Origin of the sequence: Vibrio sp. 10N.239.311.G01, from assembly GCF_041465805.1 — a bacterium.
Taxonomy (GTDB): domain Bacteria; phylum Pseudomonadota; class Gammaproteobacteria; order Enterobacterales; family Vibrionaceae; genus Vibrio; species Vibrio crassostreae_C.
In genome coordinates, this window is sequence record NZ_JBFSRM010000042.1 from 1 (window position 1) to 20466 (window position 20466).

At 45.0% G+C, this 20466-nt stretch carries 17 protein-coding genes; 4 read left to right on the forward strand and 13 right to left on the reverse strand.

What is annotated here, in order from left to right:
• Positions 1–163: 163 nt before the first annotated feature.
• Positions 164–862, reverse strand: a complete 699-nt coding sequence (locus AB6D06_RS21330; protein WP_017063655.1) for a DUF1481 domain-containing protein — start codon at positions 860–862, stop codon at positions 164–166.
• Between the two features lie 47 nt (positions 863–909).
• On the reverse strand, positions 910–1182 hold the full coding sequence (hupA, locus tag AB6D06_RS21335) for a nucleoid-associated protein HU-alpha (RefSeq protein ID WP_004729753.1): 273 nt from the start codon (positions 1180–1182) through the stop codon (positions 910–912).
• 270 nt (positions 1183–1452) lie between these two features.
• On the opposite strand from hupA, the gene AB6D06_RS21340 reads away from it, so the two are divergent.
• Positions 1453–2604, forward strand: coding sequence for a CNNM domain-containing protein (locus AB6D06_RS21340; RefSeq protein ID WP_017062700.1), 1152 nt, complete (start codon positions 1453–1455; stop codon positions 2602–2604).
• Between the two features lie 104 nt (positions 2605–2708).
• Here AB6D06_RS21340 and AB6D06_RS21345 read toward each other — a convergent pair whose 3' ends face one another.
• The gene (locus AB6D06_RS21345) at positions 2709–3296 is read right to left on the reverse strand and encodes a YjaG family protein (protein WP_017062699.1); all 588 of its coding nucleotides are present in this window, start codon (positions 3294–3296) and stop codon (positions 2709–2711) included.
• A 71-nt stretch (positions 3297–3367) separates the two neighbouring features.
• Between AB6D06_RS21345 and AB6D06_RS21350 the strand changes: the two genes are divergently transcribed.
• The gene (locus AB6D06_RS21350; protein ID WP_017063654.1) at positions 3368–4294 is read left to right on the forward strand and encodes a D-2-hydroxyacid dehydrogenase; all 927 of its coding nucleotides are present in this window, start codon (positions 3368–3370) and stop codon (positions 4292–4294) included.
• The gene (locus AB6D06_RS21355; protein ID WP_372111773.1) at positions 4294–4887 is read left to right on the forward strand and encodes a uracil-DNA glycosylase family protein; all 594 of its coding nucleotides are present in this window, start codon (positions 4294–4296) and stop codon (positions 4885–4887) included. Before AB6D06_RS21350 ends, AB6D06_RS21355 begins: the two co-directional genes overlap by 1 nt.
• Positions 4888–4990: 103 nt before the next feature.
• On the opposite strand, the gene hemE is transcribed toward AB6D06_RS21355, so the two are convergent.
• The gene (gene hemE, locus AB6D06_RS21360; protein ID WP_017060530.1) at positions 4991–6058 is read right to left on the reverse strand and encodes a uroporphyrinogen decarboxylase; all 1068 of its coding nucleotides are present in this window, start codon (positions 6056–6058) and stop codon (positions 4991–4993) included.
• A 299-nt stretch (positions 6059–6357) separates the two neighbouring features.
• Positions 6358–7167, reverse strand: coding sequence for an NAD(+) diphosphatase (gene nudC, locus AB6D06_RS21365; protein ID WP_102429034.1), 810 nt, complete (start codon positions 7165–7167; stop codon positions 6358–6360).
• Between the two features lie 165 nt (positions 7168–7332).
• On the opposite strand from nudC, the gene AB6D06_RS21370 reads away from it, so the two are divergent.
• Positions 7333–7830: an Rsd/AlgQ family anti-sigma factor gene (locus tag AB6D06_RS21370; RefSeq protein ID WP_032546263.1), complete on the forward strand. Its 498-nt coding sequence runs from the start codon at positions 7333–7335 to the stop codon at positions 7828–7830.
• 330 nt (positions 7831–8160) lie between these two features.
• Here the strand turns inward: AB6D06_RS21370 and rpoC are convergent, their stop codons facing one another.
• The 8 genes from rpoC to secE all read right to left on the reverse strand — a co-directional run bounded on the left by rpoC (position 8161) and on the right by secE (position 20181).
• Positions 8161–12363, reverse strand: coding sequence for a DNA-directed RNA polymerase subunit beta' (gene rpoC / locus AB6D06_RS21375; RefSeq protein ID WP_017060527.1), 4203 nt, complete (start codon positions 12361–12363; stop codon positions 8161–8163).
• A 92-nt stretch (positions 12364–12455) separates the two neighbouring features.
• Complete coding sequence (gene rpoB / locus AB6D06_RS21380; protein ID WP_017060526.1) at positions 12456–16484, reverse strand: DNA-directed RNA polymerase subunit beta; 4029 nt, start codon at positions 16482–16484, stop codon at positions 12456–12458.
• A gap of 235 nt (positions 16485–16719) precedes the next feature.
• Entirely contained in the window at positions 16720–17088 is a 369-nt protein-coding gene (gene rplL / locus AB6D06_RS21385) for a 50S ribosomal protein L7/L12 (protein WP_017060525.1), read from the reverse strand.
• Between the two features lie 57 nt (positions 17089–17145).
• Positions 17146–17640 carry a 50S ribosomal protein L10 gene (gene rplJ / locus AB6D06_RS21390; RefSeq protein WP_017060524.1) on the reverse strand — a complete coding sequence of 165 codons (495 nt, stop codon included), beginning with the start codon at positions 17638–17640 and terminating at the stop codon, positions 17146–17148.
• A gap of 250 nt (positions 17641–17890) precedes the next feature.
• Positions 17891–18595, reverse strand: coding sequence for a 50S ribosomal protein L1 (gene rplA / locus AB6D06_RS21395; protein ID WP_017063651.1), 705 nt, complete (start codon positions 18593–18595; stop codon positions 17891–17893).
• Between the two features lie 4 nt (positions 18596–18599).
• Positions 18600–19028 carry a 50S ribosomal protein L11 gene (gene rplK / locus AB6D06_RS21400; protein ID WP_010435555.1) on the reverse strand — a complete coding sequence of 143 codons (429 nt, stop codon included), beginning with the start codon at positions 19026–19028 and terminating at the stop codon, positions 18600–18602.
• Positions 19029–19241: 213 nt separating this feature from the next.
• Entirely contained in the window at positions 19242–19790 is a 549-nt protein-coding gene (nusG, locus tag AB6D06_RS21405; protein ID WP_010435556.1) for a transcription termination/antitermination protein NusG, read from the reverse strand.
• Between the two features lie 13 nt (positions 19791–19803).
• Positions 19804–20181: a preprotein translocase subunit SecE gene (secE, locus tag AB6D06_RS21410; RefSeq protein WP_010435558.1), complete on the reverse strand. Its 378-nt coding sequence runs from the start codon at positions 20179–20181 to the stop codon at positions 19804–19806.
• Positions 20182–20466 lie beyond the last annotated feature (285 nt).

Genomic DNA, 20466 nt, shown 5'->3' on the forward strand with positions numbered 1-20466 from the left:
CAGCTCTGAAGGATCCTTCAACCGATCGCTTTGGCTTTAACTGATCGGCATTACCTCAATAGGCGCCTTTTATTATCTCATTTACACAAGAATCTGTATTTGTACAGACAAATAGGCACTTGGCCTACAGTAGGCCAAATACTCTCAATCCTTTGATTACTCGCTATTCTTTCAACAATGATGGCCTAACGACACAATCATGGCTGTCTTCAGCCAGCATCAGTAACTCTTCCACGCTCATCTTACCCAGTGAATCACTGCCAAGAAACGCCGCATAGCTTTCCACAGACGCCAATCGGTCAATCACGAAGCCTGGCAAGGTCTGGTTAAATTCAATGCGATCAAACTCACCACCAGCGCACGTTTTAAAAGAGCTGCCATTCCAGTAACCCTGAATCAGCCTAAGCCCTTCATCATGCTGCTTCGTTGTGGTCTCTAGAACCGACGTCGCTTCTTTCTGATAGTTTTCAAGCTGCTTGGCTTGGATAGGTAAGATTTTGCTATCAATACGATACTGTTGATACACAGCTTCGCCTGACTTATTGAAACGCACATGGACTCGATAGGGAACCAGCTCATTAGAAGAGTTACGCTGCTCGCCTTCACGAATGAATTCACGAAGCACGCCTTCTGACCAAGCATAATCAGTTTGGTACCAGCCGTAATCGCCGACAGTGACGTAGTCAGCTGAAGTATGAGGTTGTGTTAGCTTGTTTGTAACCCAGTAGAAACTCGTCGCGTCGCCCATGACTTGGCCGCCAGTGTGAGTTTCAAATTGCTCTAGGTTTTTGCGAGGGCTTGTTGAAGAACAGCCAATAAGAAATGTAGATAATAGTGAAACGAGAAGAAATGCTTTTTTCATAAAAACCTGTACCGAGGTGGAATACGACTACCTCGGTACAGTTTAGATTATTTCACTGAATCTTTCAGCGCTTTACCTGCAACAAATGCTGGAACATTTGCAGCAGCGATTTGGATCTCATCACCAGTTTTTGGGTTACGACCAGTGCGAGCTGCACGGTGGTTTACTTTAAAAGTACCAAAACCAATTAGCTGAACTTGATCGCCATCTTTAAGAGCATCTGTAACACCGCCAAGAGTCGCTTCTAGAGCAGCTTTAGCTTGTGCTTTAGAAAGGTCCGCTTTTTCAGCAATAAAGTCGATTAATTGAGTCTTGTTCATTTTAGGTTTCCCTTCTTTGTATTTTTGAATTCAATTCACTCTAAAACATAAATGCCCCATCTGGCAAAGGTTTGTCGTCGATCTTTAGCTCTAATGCCGTAGTTTTAGCCATAATATGAGTAATAACTCACAATTTGTTACTGATTTTATTAAGCAAGCCCTTGTTTAAAAGGGGCTGAGAGCAAAATTAATGATGACCTAGCCACTACTTTTTCACTATAATCCACGCTGAATCGCTGCTAAAGCGTACAATTTAATTTAAGGGCAAACATGCTGCTGCTATCTATTTACGTCTCCATTGCTATTGGAGTTTCTTTCATTTGTTCTGTTTTGGAAGCTGTACTTTTGAGTATTAGTCCGAGCTACATTGCTCAACTAAAACAAAATGGGCACCCTGCAGCAGAGTCTTTAGACAAACTGAAAACAGATATTGACCGCCCGCTTGCGTCAATTTTAACGCTCAACACCATCGCCCATACTATCGGTGCTGCGACAGCAGGTGCACAAGCGGCTGTCGTTTTTGGTAGCCAATGGTTAGGTGTCTTCTCTGCCGTGCTAACGCTAGGTATCTTGGTATTATCTGAGATTGTTCCAAAAACCATTGGTGCAACCTACTGGCGTCAACTTGCTCCTGCTTCGGCAAGCGTGCTTCGTTGGATGGTGTTCTTCCTAACACCGTTTGTATGGTTCTCAGAACAGATCACCAAACGTCTTGCTCGTGGCCACCAAGCACCAAAAATGCGTGATGAGTTATCTGCAATGGCGATTTTGGCAAAAGAGAGCGGTGAATTTGCAGAAGGCGAGTCAAAAATCCTGAGCAACCTACTGGGTATTCAAGATGTACCCGTGACTCAGGTAATGACGCCGCGCCCAGTGGTATTCCGTGTTGATGCGGAAATGAGTGTGAATACGTTCCTAGAACAACATAAAGACACGCCATTCTCACGTCCGCTGGTTTACAGCGAGCAGAGTGACAACATCATCGGTTTTGTTCACCGCTTAGAGCTGTTTAGATTGCAGCAAGCCGGTTGTGGTGAGAAAGCTTTGGGTGAAGTAATGCGCCCTATCCACGTGTTGCTGAACAACATGGGCTTGGCTAAGGCCTTTGACCAGATGATGGCAAACCGCCTGCAACTGTCTTTAGTTGTGGACGAATACGGCACTATTCAGGGCATCATCACCCTAGAAGACATCTTTGAGCACCTAGTGGGCGAAGAGATTGTCGACGAAGCGGATAAGACGACTGACATGCAAGAACTGGCGTTCCAACGCTGGGAGAAGTGGAAAGAGACACACGGTGTTATCGAAAACCGCGATGACGAGGACGAGGAAGAAACTCCAGCAGACAACGACTCTTCAGATGCAAAATCAACGAATGACGACGACGCATCAAAAGATAAGGCATCAAAAGACAAAGTGTAGAACGAAGACAAAAAAGACGCTTAATCTAAATTTGATACCGTCAGATACAACAAAGGCTCCCTAGGGAGCCTTTGTTTTTATTCGTACCTTGGTGCAATTGCGAATTATAGCGCAACACCAATGTTACTGACTGGGTCTTCACGCAGTTCGTGGCGTAGGTCTTTGATCAGCTCTAAGTCACGCTCAGTCGTTTCACGTAGAGGTCGGAAAATGGCCCACTGAACGTCCCACTCTTCACACACCGCTTCGTTTTCTTTCTGGTTTTCGTTCGTCACTTCTTCAGCGCCTTGAGCAAACTCAAGCTCAGCAACCGTCTTCACCGATTGTTGACTCACTTTAATTACCGCTTCCAACATATGTTCACGGTCAAGCAGACCATGAATTAGCGTTGCTAGGCCTTGGCATGCGTCCATTGCTGGGTAAACACCATAAAAATCAAAATCATCACCGCTAGGGAATAGCTCTTCAACCTTCTCAAGTTGACGCTCAAAGTTCACCTTTGCTGTTTTAACCGTCAGGATTTCCCAAATGCTATCCAAAACATCACGATAGATTCGAGCTTCCGCAAATTCTGTATTCTCACAAAACATGGCATAGTTAGGGTACATACGCTCACATAGACACGCCATAAAGGTAATTTGTTGCCAAGGTTCTAACTTTTCAAGACGAACCTGCAGTGGATTCTGAAGCATAGTCACTCAATAATTGCAGAAAAAGACAGCGAAAGTGTACTTGATAAACCCTGGGGGGAAAAGGTAAGCCGATGAACAATTTTACGAATAAGCTCTATATTCTTACTGAGCATGACGATACCTATACGCAACTGATTCTAAACCAGGATTTACCCGACCTAGAAATCACTCAAAACCCCAAATCAGCACAGATTGTCTTGGCGTCACCACCTCTAATCGCAGAGCGCCTCGGCGAGTTTAAAGAGCTAGACTGGGTACAGAGTACCTATGCCGGAATCAATAAACTCACTCAGCCAGATCTGCGTCAGGACTATACGCTAACCAACGTCAAAGGCATCTTTGGTCCGGCTATCGCAGAATACGTATTGGGTTACACAATCAGTCACTGTAGACACTTCCCTCATTACCACCAGCATCAACAACAACGAAACTGGCAGCCACAGCTTTATACTAGCCTAACTGACAAAACTATGGTGATTTTAGGAACAGGTTCAATCGGCAGTCATTTGGCAAAAACCGCGGCGGCTTTTGGTATTCATACCATAGGTGTCAACCGTACCGGCATCCCATCCAAACAAGAAACCTTTAAAGAGACTTTCCACATCAATGAGATAGAGGCTGCCCTTAAGCAGGCCGATATTGTGGTCAACACCTTGCCATCAACCGCTGAAACCTATCAGCTGTTGAACCAAACCACGTTAGGTTACTGCTCTAATGTGTTGCTGTTTAATGTCGGTCGAGGGGAAAGCATCGACAATAAAGCCTTGTTGCTCGCCATAAAAAACAGATGGGTAGAACACGCATTTTTAGATGTGTTTGAAAGTGAACCCCTCTCTCAGGAACATCCTTTCTGGAAACTACCGCAAGTCACCATCACTCCACACATCGCTGCACTCAGTGAGCCAAGACAAGTAGTCGAGATCTTCGCAGAGAATTACAAACAGTGGCGAGATGGCTTTACACTTAATCATGTCATCGATTTTGATAAAGGTTACTGATGTCCTCTTCGTTACTTAAAGAGATTCGACAATGCCGAGCTTGTGAGCCTCACCTATCACACGGTGCTAACCCGGTGATTCAAGCGCATCCAAACGCGCGCTTGCTGATCATAGGTCAAGCGCCGGGTATCAAGGTGCATGAGTCGTCGACCCCTTGGAATGACGCGAGTGGCGAACGATTAAGAGGATGGTTAGGGATAGATAGCGATACTTTTTACGACGAGCAAAAAGTCGCGATTGTGCCTATGGGGTTTTGTTATCCGGGGAAAGGGAAAAGTGGTGATCTTCCACCACGCAAAGAGTGCGCGGAGCTTTGGCATAACAAAGTGCTGCAATCTCTACCCAATATTCAAATGACACTGCTGATTGGCCAGTACGCACAAAACCATTACCTAACAAACAAGACCACCAGCACATTGACCGAAACCGTGCGTGATTGGCAAAGGTGGGCGCCTGAGTTTTTGCCATTACCCCACCCTTCGCCACGCAATAATATCTGGCTCAAGAAGAACCCTTGGTTTGAAAGTGAAGTCATTCCTTATATCAGGAAACACATCTCTGAGCATTTGGCCTACCATGATCCAAATACCTAATTAACTGCACACAACAAGATTAAACCGCCATCAAATGCCAATTTCAGGCAATAAAAAAGCGCTGTTGGTTTCCCAACAGCGCTTTCAATAATCTTACTCAGAATTACTTGTGGTAAGGCTTAGACAATTCGTGAACAGCGTCAACGAATACACCAGCATTCTCTGGCGGTACATCTAAGTGGATACCGTGGCCTAGGTTAAATACATGACCTGTACCACCGTCACCGAAGCCTTCAAGGATGCTGCCCACTTCTTCGCGAATACGTTCAGGTTGAGCGTAAAGCATTGAAGGATCCATGTTACCTTGCAGAGCAACTTTGTCGCCGATGCGAGCTTTTGCATCTGCGATGTTGATTGTCCAGTCTAGACCAACCGCATCACAACCTGTTGCTGCGATAGACTCAAGCCACATGCCGCCGTTCTTAGTGAACAGAGTAACCGGTACACGGCGACCTTCGTTTTCACGGATTAGGCCATCAACGATTTTGTGCATGTATTGCAGTGAGAATAGGTTGTAGTCACGAGGAGTCAGTACACCACCCCATGTATCAAATACCATTACCGATTGAGCACCCGCTTTAATTTGCGCGTTCAAGTATTCGATAACACTGTCAGCCAGCTTGTCTAGAAGCAGGTGCAGCGTTTGTGGTTCTGCGTACATCATCTTCTTGATCTTAGTGAATGCTTTAGAGCTTCCACCTTCAACCATGTATGTCGCTAGAGTCCATGGGCTACCAGAGAAACCAATCAGTGGCACTTCGCCTTTCAGGTCTTTACGGATCTGACGAACGGCATTCATTACGTATTGAAGCTCACCTTCTGGATCTGGTAGGCCAATCTTCTCTACGTCAGCTTTACACGTGATAGGACGCTCAAATTTAGGGCCTTCACCTGTTTCAAAGTACAAACCTAAGCCCATTGCATCAGGGATAGTTAGGATGTCTGAGAACAAGATTGCCGCATCAAGCGGGAAACGACGTAAAGGTTGAAGTGTTACTTCGGATGCCAGTTCCGCGTTTTTGCACAAAGACATGAAATCGCCCGCTTCAGCGCGCGTTGCTTTGTACTCAGGAAGATAGCGGCCAGCTTGGCGCATCATCCATACCGGTGTGTAATCAACAGGCTGTTTTAAAAGTGCGCGTAAATAGCGATCGTTTTTTAATTCGGTCATTCCGTTAAATTCCAATTCAATCTTGTCTAGTTTTGATGGCAAGTATTCTAACACTGATTGAAGGGTAAAAGCTGTGTGCTTTGCAACCTAGATCAAGTTATTAACTTTTAAATCAATGCTTAATTTGCACCCAATTACGGGAGCATGTTAAAAATTTGTTCGCTAGCGAAAATTACAATTATAACATCTGAGTAGTCACTACTCAGCATCTCATAACGACATCTTACTTACCCCCTCCACTTGTGGAGGGTTTTTTTTAGCTTTTGACCACCCATAGGCCAAATACTATTACAGGCAAATTAGTGCTCTAGCATCTGCTCCGTCACACCATCTTTCATCACGTCATCAACGGTTTTCTCAATCAACTGTCTCGCAATGGTTCCAACAGGAGCAACATCAGGTAGGCTTGTTACGTCAAACCATTGAGCATCCGATAGCTCGCTGTAGTCAGGCTTAAGCGTACCACCAGCATAATCTGCGAGAAAGCCCATCATCATACTCGATGGAAACGCCCATGGCTGGCTGCCAAAATAACGAATATTATCGACATCGATACCCGTTTCTTCTTTGACTTCTCTTGCCACACACTGCTCTAAGGTCTCTCCAACCTCTAGGAAGCCCGCTATCACGGTATACATGCCTGTTTTATGTCTTGGGTGCTGCGCAAGCAATATCTTGTTGTCGTTTCGCACAGCGACAATGATGCACGGGAAGATACGAGGATAATGAAGTGTGCGGCAATCTCCACACTGCATCGCCACCTGGTTATGGTTGAGATGATTTCGACCACCACACTGAGGGCAAAAACGCATACTTTGAGTCATATGCCCATATTGGATGGCTTTGCTTGCAGTCAAGAAACTCACTTCAGGCCAGTGCAGTAACTCTCTTAGGCTGACCATGCTCAGCTCATTCTCCACATCACAATCGTTGAGCCAATACACCTTGCGACCTTGATGCTGACCAATACAGATTGCATGCTCCACACTCAGCCCAAGCTCTTCAGCAGAGCCAAACGGAAACTGATCATTATTAACCCAAATATCACTACCAGAAACGACGCACCAATAAGCTTGCTCTGTCATTTTGTTATCACTTTTTTTTAACATCCCTATGCCTCATTGCTTGCAGTTCGTTCATTTTACTGGCAATCTAATTTCATACTAGAGTTGTAGCAGAGAATATTTCAAGCTATTACTTTTAGTAGCTACCAATAAAACGGACCCTGCTTAGGCAATTACTTGATCACAAGGTTGTGATCAGATCATGAGGACATGGTCATGCTAAATAAATTCAAACAAATACAAGAACAATGGGGTGGCTCTAATGAGGTCATCGATCATTGGCTCGAAACTCGACAGTCTCTAATCGTTGAGTATTGTAAGCTAGGTGCCTTGCAGCCAGCTAGCAACGGGCAATCAAACGTTGTTGAACTCCCTTCCCCTAAAGAAATAAGCTCATTCTGTGATCATGTTGTCGATTATATCTCAGAGGGTCATTTTAAGATCTACGATATGGTCATGAAAAAATGGCAAGCAACAGGCTTTAAAACCAATGACGAGATTGATACAACTTACGCGAAGATCGTACTTACAACCGAGCCGCTTCTAGAATTCAATGATAAGTACGTTAAAGTAAATGCAGACGATGAGTTGCCTAACTTCGAAGGAGATATGTCCAAAGTAGGTGAACTACTCGAACTACGTTTTGAAGTAGAAGATAATCTTATCCAGCTTATTGCAGACAGTTTAGCGATTCCACCAGGCGCTTAGTTAGCCGAATCCTTAATAAGCTTGCCTCTGTACAAGCTTTTTGTTTTGTCTGTAAGGTTATCCAAACTACCCAGAACCTTTCAGACAGAGCTTACTCGCTCGCCCTGACCTTTAGCCATAAGCATATGGTTACAGCCCTAATCAGCCTAGTCATCTCTACCCTTTATCTTACTGGCCTCAAAGAGCACTCTTCAGGACATAAATCCAACCTCACCAGCTAGATAAGCACACCTATCACTTTATAAGTCATAGCTAAATACCAATACGCCAGATACAAAAAAGGCACCCGAAGGTGCCTTTTTCTTATCTCTTAGAGACTACTCGTAGAGCTTACTCTTCTGAAGAGAAACCAGCGTTTAGAAGTGCTGCTAGATTGTCAGTAGCTTGTTCAGCTGAAGGACCTTCTTGCTCTTCTTCACGTTGTTTTTGACGCTCTTGGTGATATGCGAAACCAGTACCAGCTGGGATCAGACGACCAACAATTACGTTCTCTTTCAGACCGCGAAGGTCATCACGCTTACCAGAAACCGCAGCTTCTGTTAGTACGCGAGTCGTTTCTTGGAACGATGCAGCTGAGATGAATGACTCAGTTGCAAGAGATGCTTTAGTAATACCTAGTAGATCACGTTCGAAACGTACTAGTTCTTTACCTTCAGCTTCTAGCTTACGGTTAGCAATCTTAACATTGTGGTACTCAACTTGTTCGCCAGGTAGGAACGGAGAGTCACCAGAATGAGTGATTGTACACTTACGTAGCATTTGACGAACGATAGTCTCGATGTGCTTATCGTTAATCTTTACGCCTTGTAAGCGGTAAACTTCTTGAACTTCGTTCGCGATGTACTGAGTTACTGCGTGGATACCACGTAGACGCAGGATATCGTGTGGAGTTTCAGGACCGTCGGCGATTACATCACCACGTTCAATCTTCTCACCTTCGAACACGTTCAATTGACGATGCTTAGGAATCATCTCTTCGTAAGCGTCACCGCCTTCACGAGTGATGACTAGACGACGCTTACCTTTCGTTTCTTTACCGAAAGACACAGTACCTGTGTGCTCAGCAAGGATCGCAGGCTCTTTAGGCTTACGAGCTTCGAATAGGTCAGCTACGCGTGGTAGACCACCGGTGATATCTTTGTTTCCGCTCGATTTTTGAGGGATACGAGATAGTGTGTCACCGATGCCAACTTCAGCGCCATCTTCGATGTTTACAATCGCTTTGCCAGGTAGGAAGTAGTGAGCTGGCATATCAGTACCAGGGATCATTACGTCGTTACCTTGCTCATCAACAAGTTTGATAGCTGGACGCATATCTTTACCTGCTGCTGGGCGAGCTGCTGCGTCTGTAACTTCACTTGAAGAAAGACCCGTTAGATCGTCAGTTTGACGAGAAACTGTAATACCATCGATCATATCTACGAATTGGATACGACCTGCCACTTCAGTGATGATTGGCATGGTATGCGCTTCCCAGTTAGCTACAACTTCACCAGCAGTAACTGCTGCGTTGTCGCCTTTGGTTAGCATCGAACCGTAAGGAAGTTTGTGCTTCTCTTTAGTACGGCCGAATTCATCAATAATCGTCATCTCAGATGCACGAGAAGTGATAACCAGTTTCTTATCTTTGTTAACTACGAACTTAGCATTGTGAAGTTTCACAGTACCAGTTGTCTTAGCTTGGATGCTGTTCTCTGCTGCTGCAGTAGATGCCGCACCACCGATGTGGAACGTACGCATCGTTAGCTGTGTACCCGGTTCACCGATAGATTGTGCAGCGATAACACCAACTGCTTCACCTTGGTTCACTAGGTGACCACGTGCTAGGTCACGACCGTAACACTGTGCACAACAACCGAAGTCTGCATCACAGGTAACAACAGAGCGCACTTTCATGCTATCTACTGAGTTGTCTTCCATGATTTGACACCACTTCTCATCAATCAGAGTATTACGTGGAATCAGTACATCTTCAGTACCAGGCTTAAGAACGTCTTCAGCTACTACACGACCTAGAGCAAGCTCAGAAAGTGCAACTTTAACGTCACCACCTTCGATGTGAGGCATCATGTCGATACCTTCATGCGTGCCACAGTCATGTTCGTGTACTACAACGTCTTGAGCAACGTCTACTAGACGACGAGTTAGGTAACCCGAGTTTGCTGTTTTCAGTGCTGTATCCGCAAGACCCTTACGAGCACCGTGCGTTGAGATAAAGTACTGAAGGACGTTTAGACCTTCTTTAAAGTTCGCTGTGATCGGCGTTTCGATGATTGAACCATCTGGACGCGCCATCAGACCACGCATACCTGCTAGCTGACGAATCTGAGCTGCAGAACCACGTGCGCCCGAGTCGGCCATCATGTAGATGCTGTTGAACGATTCTTGCTGTTCTTCTTCGCCGTCACGGTTGATAACGGTTTCAGAAGATAGGTTATCCATCATTGCTTTCGCAACGCGGTCATTCGTAGATGCCCAGATATCGATAACTTTGTTGTAACGCTCACCCGCAGTAACAAGACCAGATTGGAATTGCTCTTGGATTTCGCGAACTTCTTCTTCAGCAGATTCAATTTCATCGTATTTCGCTTGAGGTACAACCATATCGTCGATACCTACAGAAACACCAGAAAGTGCAGCGTATGCAAAACCTGCGTACATGATTTGGTCAGCAAATACTACTGTATCTTTTAGACCAAGCTTACGGTAACACTCGTTAAGAAGAGTAGAGATCTGCTTCTTACCTAACTTTTGGTTAACGATGCTGTACGGTAGGCCAGCTGGAACGATTTGCCATAGCATTGCACGGCCGACAGTTGTATCAACCATCTTCGTTTCAGTAGTGCTGTTACCATCTTCGTCTACTACAGTTTCGGTGATACGTACTTTAACGCGAGCGTGTAGCTCAGCAGTCTTAGTACGGTATGCCTTTTCAGCCTCAGCAGGGCCAGCAAGGTACATACCTTCGCCTTTCACGTTGATCTTGTCACGTGTCATGTAGTAAAGACCCAATACAACGTCCTGAGAAGGTACGATGATCGGATCACCTGACGCTGGCGACAGAATGTTATTCGTCGACATCATCAGTGTACGTGCTTCAAGCTGTGCTTCTAGAGTTAGAGGCACGTGTACCGCCATTTGGTCACCATCGAAGTCGGCGTTGTATGCCGCACACACTAGTGGGTGAAGCTGAATCGCTTTACCTTCGATTAGTACTGGTTCAAACGCTTGGATACCTAGACGGTGAAGTGTAGGTGCACGGTTAAGCAGTACTGGGTGTTCGCGGATTACTTCGTCCAGGATATCCCAAACGATAGCTTCTTCGCGCTCTACCATCTTCTTAGCAGCTTTGATTGTCGTAGCCATGCCACGAGTTTCTAGCTTGCTGTAGATGAACGGCTTAAATAGCTCAAGTGCCATCTTCTTAGGAAGACCACACTGATGTAGACGAAGGTATGGACCTACTGTGATTACAGAACGGCCAGAGTAGTCTACACGTTTACCTAGAAGGTTCTGACGGAAACGACCTTGTTTACCCTTGATCATATCAGCAAGAGATTTCAGAGGACGCTTGTTAGAACCAGTGATAGCACGACCACGACGACCGTTATCTAGAAGTGCATCAACAGACTCTTGCAGCATACGCTTTTCGTTACGTACGATGATGTCCGGAGCAGCTAGCTCTAGAAGGCGCTTCAAACGGTTGTTACGGTTGATCACACGACGGTAAAGGTCGTTCAGATCTGAAGTCGCAAAACGACCGCCATCTAGTGGTACTAGAGGACGTAGATCTGGCGGCAGAACCGGAAGTACAGTCAGAATCATCCATTGCGGATCGTTACCCGATGCAATGAACGCTTCAACTAGCTTCAGGCGCTTAGTAACTTTTTTACGCTTAGTTTCTGAGTTAGTCGTTTCTAACTCTTCGCGCATTTCTTCCACTTCTTGATGAAGGTCCATTGTTGCAAGCAGATCTTTGATCGCTTCAGCACCCATCTTAGCAGTAAATTCGTCACCCCACTCTTCTAGACGATCCAGATACTCTTCTTCAGTAAGCATCTGAGATTTTTCTAGATCAGTCATACCTGGTTCAGTTACTACGTACATCTCGAAGTAAAGAACACGTTCGATATCACGTAGAGGGATATCCATTAGTAGACCGATACGAGACGGCAGTGATTTTAGGAACCAGATGTGAGCAACTGGTGAAGCTAGCTCGATGTGGCCCATGCGGTCACGACGAACTTTAGTTTGTGTAACTTCAACGCCACACTTCTCACAGATAACACCACGGTGCTTCAGGCGCTTGTATTTGCCACAAAGACATTCGTAGTCTTTAACTGGACCAAAAATACGTGCACAGAACAGACCATCACGTTCAGGTTTGAACGTACGATAGTTAATTGTTTCCGGCTTTTTAACTTCACCAAAAGACCATGAACGGATCATATCTGGTGAAGATAGACCGATTTTGATTGCATCAAATTCTTCGGTCTTATGCTGTGCTTTTAGAAAGTTTAATAAGTCTTTCACATTCAGCTCCTGTAAGGAGTTAAAGGAGCTCACTGCTGTAGCAAGCTCCCTTTTACCAAATAATCCTATCTTCTTTTAAAAAGAAGGAGGGATTACTCTTCGTCTTCTAGCTCGATGTTGATACCTAGCGAGCGAATCTCTTTCAACAGTACGTTGAACGACTCAGGCATACCAGGTTCCATGCTATGGTTACCGTCTACGATGTTCTTATACATCTTAGTACGGCCGTTAACGTCATCTGACTTAACTGTTAGCATTTCTTGTAGAGTATATGCAGCACCGTATGCTTCTAGTGCCCATACTTCCATCTCACCGAAACGCTGACCACCGAACTGAGCTTTACCACCAAGTGGTTGCTGAGTTACTAGGCTGTAAGAACCAGTTGAACGAGCATGCATCTTGTCATCAACCAAGTGGTTCAGTTTCAGCATGTACATGTAACCAACAGTTACAGGACGCTCAAACGAATCACCAGTACGACCATCAAACAGTTTAAGCTGACCAGATTCTGGCAGATCACCCAGTTTAAGTAGTTCTTTGATTAGAGACTCAGAAGCACCGTCGAACACAGGAGTAGCAATCGGTAGACCGCCACGTAGGTTCTTGATCAGTGTACGAACTTGATCATCAGACAGTTCAGCAATATCAACTTTCTGACGAGTATCACCAAGATCGTAAACCTTCTGTAGGAACTCACGGAACTTATGCAGTTCTTGTTGTTCCTTAACCATTTGGTTGATCTTGTCACCGATACCTTTCGCAGCCAAACCTAAGTGAACTTCTAGGATCTGACCGATGTTCATACGCGATGGTACACCCAGCGGGTTAAGTACGATGTCTACAGGCTGACCTTTCTCATCGTATGGCATGTCTTCAACAGGGTTAATCTTAGAGATTACACCTTTGTTACCGTGACGACCGGCCATCTTATCACCAGGCTGGATACGACGTTTAACCGCTAGGTAAACTTTAACAATCTTAAGAACGCCAGGCGCTAGATCATCACCTTGAGTGATTTTACGACGCTTAGTTTCAAACTTCTTATCGAAGTCTGCTTTTAGCTCATCCCACTGCTCAGCAAGTTGCTCAAGCTGTGTTTGTAGCGCATCGTCTTCTAGAACTTGCTCTAGCCATTGCTTACGACCGATAGTATCAAGCTTAGCTTCAGAGTAACCACCTGACAGAAGTACAGCTTTAACACGGTTAAGAAGGCCACCCTCAAGAATTTGGAACTCTTCAGTTAGGTCTTTCTTAGCTTCTTTAAGCTGCATCTGTTCGATTTCAAGTGCACGCTTGTCTTTCTCTACGCCATCGCGAGTGAAGACTTGTACATCGATGATAGTACCCGAAACAGAGTTTGGTACACGTAGAGAAGTATCTTTAACATCAGATGCTTTCTCACCGAAGATAGCACGTAGTAGCTTCTCTTCAGGAGTCAGTTGAGTTTCACCTTTAGGGGTTACTTTACCAACTAGGATGTCGCCACCCTTAACTTCAGCACCAATGTAAACGATACCTGACTCGTCTAGTTTAGACAGAGCAGACTCACCTACGTTTGGAATATCAGCTGTGATCTCTTCAGAACCCAGCTTAGTATCACGAGCCACACAAGATAGTTCTTGGATGTGGATTGTCGTGAAACGGTCTTCTTGAACTACGCGCTCAGATACTAAGATCGAGTCTTCGAAGTTGTAACCGTTCCAAGGCATGAATGCGATACGCATGTTTTGGCCAAGAGCTAGTTCACCAAGGTCTGTTGAAGGACCATCAGCAAGAACATCGCCACGTGCAACTGGTTCACCAGGAAGTACAGTTGGACGTTGGTTAATACATGTGTTTTGGTTCGAACGCGTGTACTTAGTTAGGTTGTAGATATCGATACCAGCTTCGCCAGGTACCAATTCATCTTCGTTAACCTTAACTACGATACGAGAAGCGTCTACAGACTGAACTTGACCACCACGTTTAGCAACCGCTGTAACACCAGAGTCAACTGCGATGTTACGTTCGATACCAGTACCTACTAGAGGCTTATCAGCCTTAAGTGTTGGTACAGCTTGACGTTGCATGTTGGCACCCATCAATGCACGGTTCGCATCATCGTGTTCTAGGAACGGGATAAGCGAAGCAGCGATAGATACTACTTGGTTTGTCGCAACGTCCATGTAGTCAACGTGATCGCGTGGGTGAAGACCAGATTCACCTTTTTGACGAGCTGTGATTAGCTCATCTGCAAACGTACCTTCTTCAGTAAGAATGGTGTTTGCTTGCGCGATTACGAATTGACCTTCCTGGATTGCAGACAGGTAATCAACTTCTTCTGTTACTACACCATCTACTACACGACGGTACGGAGTTTCTAGGAAACCGTAATCGTTACAACGTGCAAACGCAGATAGTGAGTTAATTAGACCGATGTTTGGACCTTCAGGCGTTTCGATCGGACATAGACGACCGTAGTGAGTTACGTGAACGTCACGTACTTCGAAGCCTGCGCGCTCACGAGTAAGACCACCAGGACCTAAAGCAGAGATACGACGTTTGTGCGTAACTTCTGACAATGGGTTGTTTTGGTCCATGAACTGTGAAAGCTGTGAAGAGCCAAAGAATTCTTTAACTGCAGCAGAGATCGGCTTAGCGTTGATAAGATCTTGAGGCATGATTGCATCAAGGTCACCAAGGCTTAGGCGCTCTTTAACGGCACGTTCTACACGAACTAGACCAACACGGAATTGGTTTTCTGCCATTTCACCTACAGAACGGATACGACGGTTGCCAAGGTGGTCGATATCGTCCACTTCACCAATACCGTTACGGATACCAATCAGTTTCTTCATCACTTCGATGATGTCTGATTCATCCAGAGTACCGCGCTCTTCTTCTTCTTCACGCTCGATAGAGCTGTTGAACTTCATACGGCCTACAGTTGATAGGTCGTAACGTTCTTCAGAGAAGAATAGGCTTTCGAATAGAGACTCTGCAGCTTCTTTCGTTGGTGGCTCGCCAGGACGCATCATGCGGTAGATTTCTACCAATGCAGAGATGCGATCTACTGTGCTATCTGCACGTAGAGTGTCTGACATGAATGGACCGTGATCTAGGTCATTCGTGAACAGAGTTTGTAGAGCCTTGTGGCCTGCTTGAGACAGGTTAGCAAGAGCTTCTAGGCTAATCTCTTGGTTCGCGCCAACGATGATCTCGCCAGTTGCTTCGTTGATGTAATCTTTAGATGCAACTTTACCAACGATGTACTCTACTGGTACTTCGATGTGCTCAACGCCATCTTTTTCAAGTTGACGGATATGGCGAGCAGTAACACGACGACCAGTCTCAACGTAAGTTTTACCGTTTGCTTCGATGTCGAATGACGCAGTTTCACCACGTAGACGATCAGGAACCAACTCCATAAGAAGAGTTTGGTCTTTAACTTCGAAGTTCACCTTGTCGAAGAACAGATCTAGGATCTCTTCAGTCGATTTACCAAGTGCACGAAGAATAATCGATGCTGGTAGCTTACGACGACGGTCGATACGTACGAATAAGTTATCCTTAGGATCGAACTCAAAGTCTAACCATGAGCCACGGTAAGGAATTACACGTGCGTTATAAAGAACTTTACCTGATGAGTGGGTCTTACCCTTATCACTGTCGAAGAACACGCCTGGGCTTCGGTGCAGCTGGGATACGATAACCCTCTCGGTACCATTAATTACGAAAGTACCATTGTCTGTCATAAGCGGAATTTCGCCCATGTAGACTTCTTGTTCTTTAATGTCTTTTACAGTACCTGCTGGTGCATCTCGATCAAAGATAACTAGACGTAGTTTTACGCGTAGTGGCTTTGAGTAAGTAACACCGCGGATTTGACATTCTTTAACGTCAAAAACTGGCTCACCAAGACGGTAGCTAACGTATTGCAGCTCAGAATTGCCGTTGTAGCTCTGAATTGGAAATACAGAACGGAAAGCAGCTTCAAGACCGTATTGACCTTCTGGATCCTGTTCGATGAATTTGTCGAAAGAATCAAGCTGGATCGATAACAGGTATGGAATGTCCAAAACTTGTGGACGAGTACCAAAATCCTTACGGATGCGCTTTTTCTCGGTATAAGAGTAAACCATGGGGTTCCTCAGCTCGCTGATAAGTGACCCAAACCACCCAAAACACTCTTCAGAGGGGGTGGTGACAAACAGCTGTTTAGTGGTAGTGAACAATCATTTCGAAAAAATGACTGTTTTTTTGCTCGGATTATGACGGTTAAACAGCGGAAATTTCGTCATAGCCCTACAGCGCAAAAAGGCCGGTGGTTAATAAACCACCAGCCATTAGCCTTGCGGCTATGAAATTAAGTAATAATTACTTGATTTCAACAGAAGCGCCAGCTTCTTCTAGCTGTGCTTTAAGAGCTTCAGCTTCAGCTTTGTCAACGCCTTCTTTAAGCGCTGCAGGAGCTGAGTCTACAAGACCTTTAGCTTCTTTAAGACCTAGGCCAGTTGCGCCACGTACAGCTTTGATAACTTGTACTTTGTTAGCGCCAGCAGCAGTTAGGATAACGTCGAATTCAGTTTGCTCAGCAGCAGCGTCGCCGCCAGCTGCGCCACCAGCTACAACTGCAGCTGCAGCTGAAACGCCGAATTTCTCTTCCATAGCTTCGATAAGCTCAACAACTTGCATTACAGACATTTCTGCAACTGCGTCTAGGATTTGCTCGTTAGTAATAGACATAACAATTCTCTTTTAAGTCAACAATAAGTTTAATTTGCAACCAGTGAAAAGCAAGGCTTAAGCCGCTGCTTCTTCTTTTTGGTCACGTAGTGCAGCGATAGTACGAACCAGCTTGCCAGCAGAAGCTTCTTTCATGCACATCATTAGGCGTGCGATAGCTTCGTCGTAAGTTGGTAGTGTCGCTAGTACTTCAGCATCAGTAACTGCGCCTTCAAATGCAGCAGCTTTGATCTCGAAATCTTTGTTCTCTTTAGCGAAGTCTTTGAAAAGACGCGCTGCAGCACCTGGGTGCTCGTTAGAGAACGCGATCAGAGTTGGACCAGTGAAAGTGTCTACTAGACACTCGTAGTCTGTACCCTGAACCGCACGGCGTGCTAGTGTGTTACGAACAACTTTCATGTAAACACCCGCTTCGCGAGCTTGTTTACGTAGAGAAGTCATTGCGCCAACTTCAACGCCACGAGAATCAGCTACAACTGCAGAAAGTGCACCACTGGCAGCTTCGTTGACTTCAGCAACAATTGCTTTTTTGTCTTGAAGATTTAAAGCCATTTGGATTAACCTCTGGTTGTGATTACAGCACCCAATACAAAATGTATTGAGCGTTTACGATGTTATTTAAAAATGAATAAATCCACTTCAAACCACAACATCGCCTACGTAGGTTTTATTAAGCTATCAATAATCTAATGAAAATCGACAGCGCCTACGGTCTTGGGATAGATGATTTCAAATTGCTTTAAAACCACCCAACCACAAATATTAGGCGCAGAAGTATACACTAAATCTGCGCCTAAGCAAATTAGTTTGCTTGAGTATCAAGACTAGCTTGATCAACAGCAACACCAGCACCCATCGTAGTAGAGATGCTTACTTTCTTCAGGTAAGAACCCTTAGCTGAAGAAGGCTTAGCTTTCTTAAGAGCAACTAGAAGTGCTTCTAGGTTCTCTTGTAGCTGGTTAGCTTCGAAAGATGCTTTACCGATAGTAGTGTGGATGATGCCGTTCTTGTCGTTACGGTAACGAACCTGACCAGCTTTAGCGTTCTTAACCGCTTCAGCAACGTTAGGAGTTACAGTACCAACTTTAGGGTTTGGCATAAGGCCGCGTGGACCTAGGATTGTACCTAGTTGACCAACAACACGCATTGCATCTGGAGAAGCAACAACTACGTCGAAGTTCATTTCGCCTTTTTTCACTTGCTCAGCAAGATCTTCCATACCAACGATATCTGCGCCAGCAGCTTTAGCAGCTTCTGCGTTTGCACCTTGAGTGAAAACAGCAACGCGGATGTCACGGCCAGTACCGTGAGGTAGCACTGTTGCGCCACGAACGTTTTGGTCAGATTTACGAGCATCGATGCCTAGGTTAACAGCAACATCTACAGACTCAACGAATTTAGCAGTCGCTAGTTCTTTAAGAAGAGCAACAGCTTCGCTGATTTCGTATTCTTTAGTTGAGTCAACTTTGTCGCGGATTACGCGCATACGCTTAGTAAGTTTAGCCATGATCTTATCCCTCTACCACTAGGCCCATTGAACGAGCAGTACCAGCAATAGAACGTTTCATTGCTTCGATGTCAGCACCAGTCATATCAGCAGCTTTAGTTTCTGCGATTTCCTGAACTTGAGCGTCAGTAACAGTACCAACTTTCTCAGTGTTTGGACGACCTGAACCAGACTTAACGCCAGCAGCTTTCTTAAGAAGAACAGCAGCAGGTGGAGTCTTAGTTACGAACGTGAAAGAACGGTCGTTGTAAACAGTAATAACTACTGGAGTAGGTAGACCTTTCTCAACAGATTCTGTTTTTGCGTTGAACGCTTTACAGAATTCCATGATGTTCACGCCGTGTTGACCTAGAGCAGGACCAACCGGTGGACTTGGGTTTGCCATACCAGCTGCAACTTGCAGTTTGATATAAGCTTCAACTTTCTTAGCCATGATATTTCCTAATATTTTGGGTACATGCGCTAGCCGCAAGGCGAGCTCCCCATAAATTCAATTAACTCTTTTTCACTTCCACAGAAGCAAAAAGGCGCGAAATTATAATCATAATTCGCGCCTTTAACAACCCTAAAAAGGTGATTTTTTATACTCTTTTATTTTGAACAACTTATGAAGTATTTATCCACAGCTTGTTCAAAACTTAGAGTTTTAGTCCAGTTTTTCAACCTGACCAAATTCAAGCTCAACCGGTGTTGCACGACCAAAGATCGATACAGATACCTTAATGCGGCTTTTCTCGTAATCTACTTCTTCAACAGTACCGTTGAAGTCAGCAAATGGACCATCGTTCACACGAACCACTTCACCCGCTTCGAACATTGTCTTAGGACGTGGAGACTCGCTCGCTTTCTCTAGACGGTTCAAGATAGCATCAGCTTCTTTATCAGTGATTGGTGCAGGACGATCAGAGGTACCACCAATGAAGCCCATAACACGCGGAATGCTGCGTACTAAGTGCCATGATTCATCATTCATGATCATTTGAACTAATACGTAGCCAGGGAAGAATTTACGTTCACTTTTACGGCGTTGGCCTGCACGCATTTCCACTACTTCTTCAGTAGGTACTAGCACATCGCCAAATAGTTCTTCCATGTTGTGCATTTTAATATGCTCGCGTAGCGACTGTGCAACACGACCTTCAAAGCCAGAAAAGGCTTGAACTACATACCAACGTTTTTTTGGAGCTTCACTCATGAATCAGAACCCTCTACACCCCAGTTGCTAGAGAAACTAGACGGACCATAATGCCGTCAATTCCCCAAAGCACTAGAGACATAACAATACATACAGCTAAAACGATCAATGTAGTTTGCATAGTTTCTTGGCGAGTAGGCCAAACAACTTTACGAATCTCCATACGAGATTCTTTTGCAAAATCGATCGCAGCTTTACCTTTAGTTGTTGTTGCTGCAACGCCTAGTGCGGCAGCAATCAGCACAACTACACCTGCAGCGCGAATTACAACAGACAATTCACCATACAGGTAATTACCCACAACAGCAGCAGCCAACAGAACAAAAGCGACAATCCACTTCATTGTATCTGCTGCACCTGAGCTATCAGGAGTTTCAGCGTTTGCTTTCATAAAACCAACCTGTGATAAGTCTTAAATATAGACGACAATAACCCCGCTGTTGCAGGGCACATTCCTTTGCGTTGCAAAACAACACATCTAACAGTCATTTTAGTCAAAAAGACCGTTTAATTCTTTGCTAAGAGCAAAAATCGATGTCAAAACATCCAACTCTTTTTTTAGCGCAGAAAAAGGGCATCAAATGATGCCCTTTTTACTAGTGGTTCGTCAAATCTTATGCAAAGATTTTAGCTACAACACCAGCACCAACTGTACGGCCACCTTCGCGGATTGCGA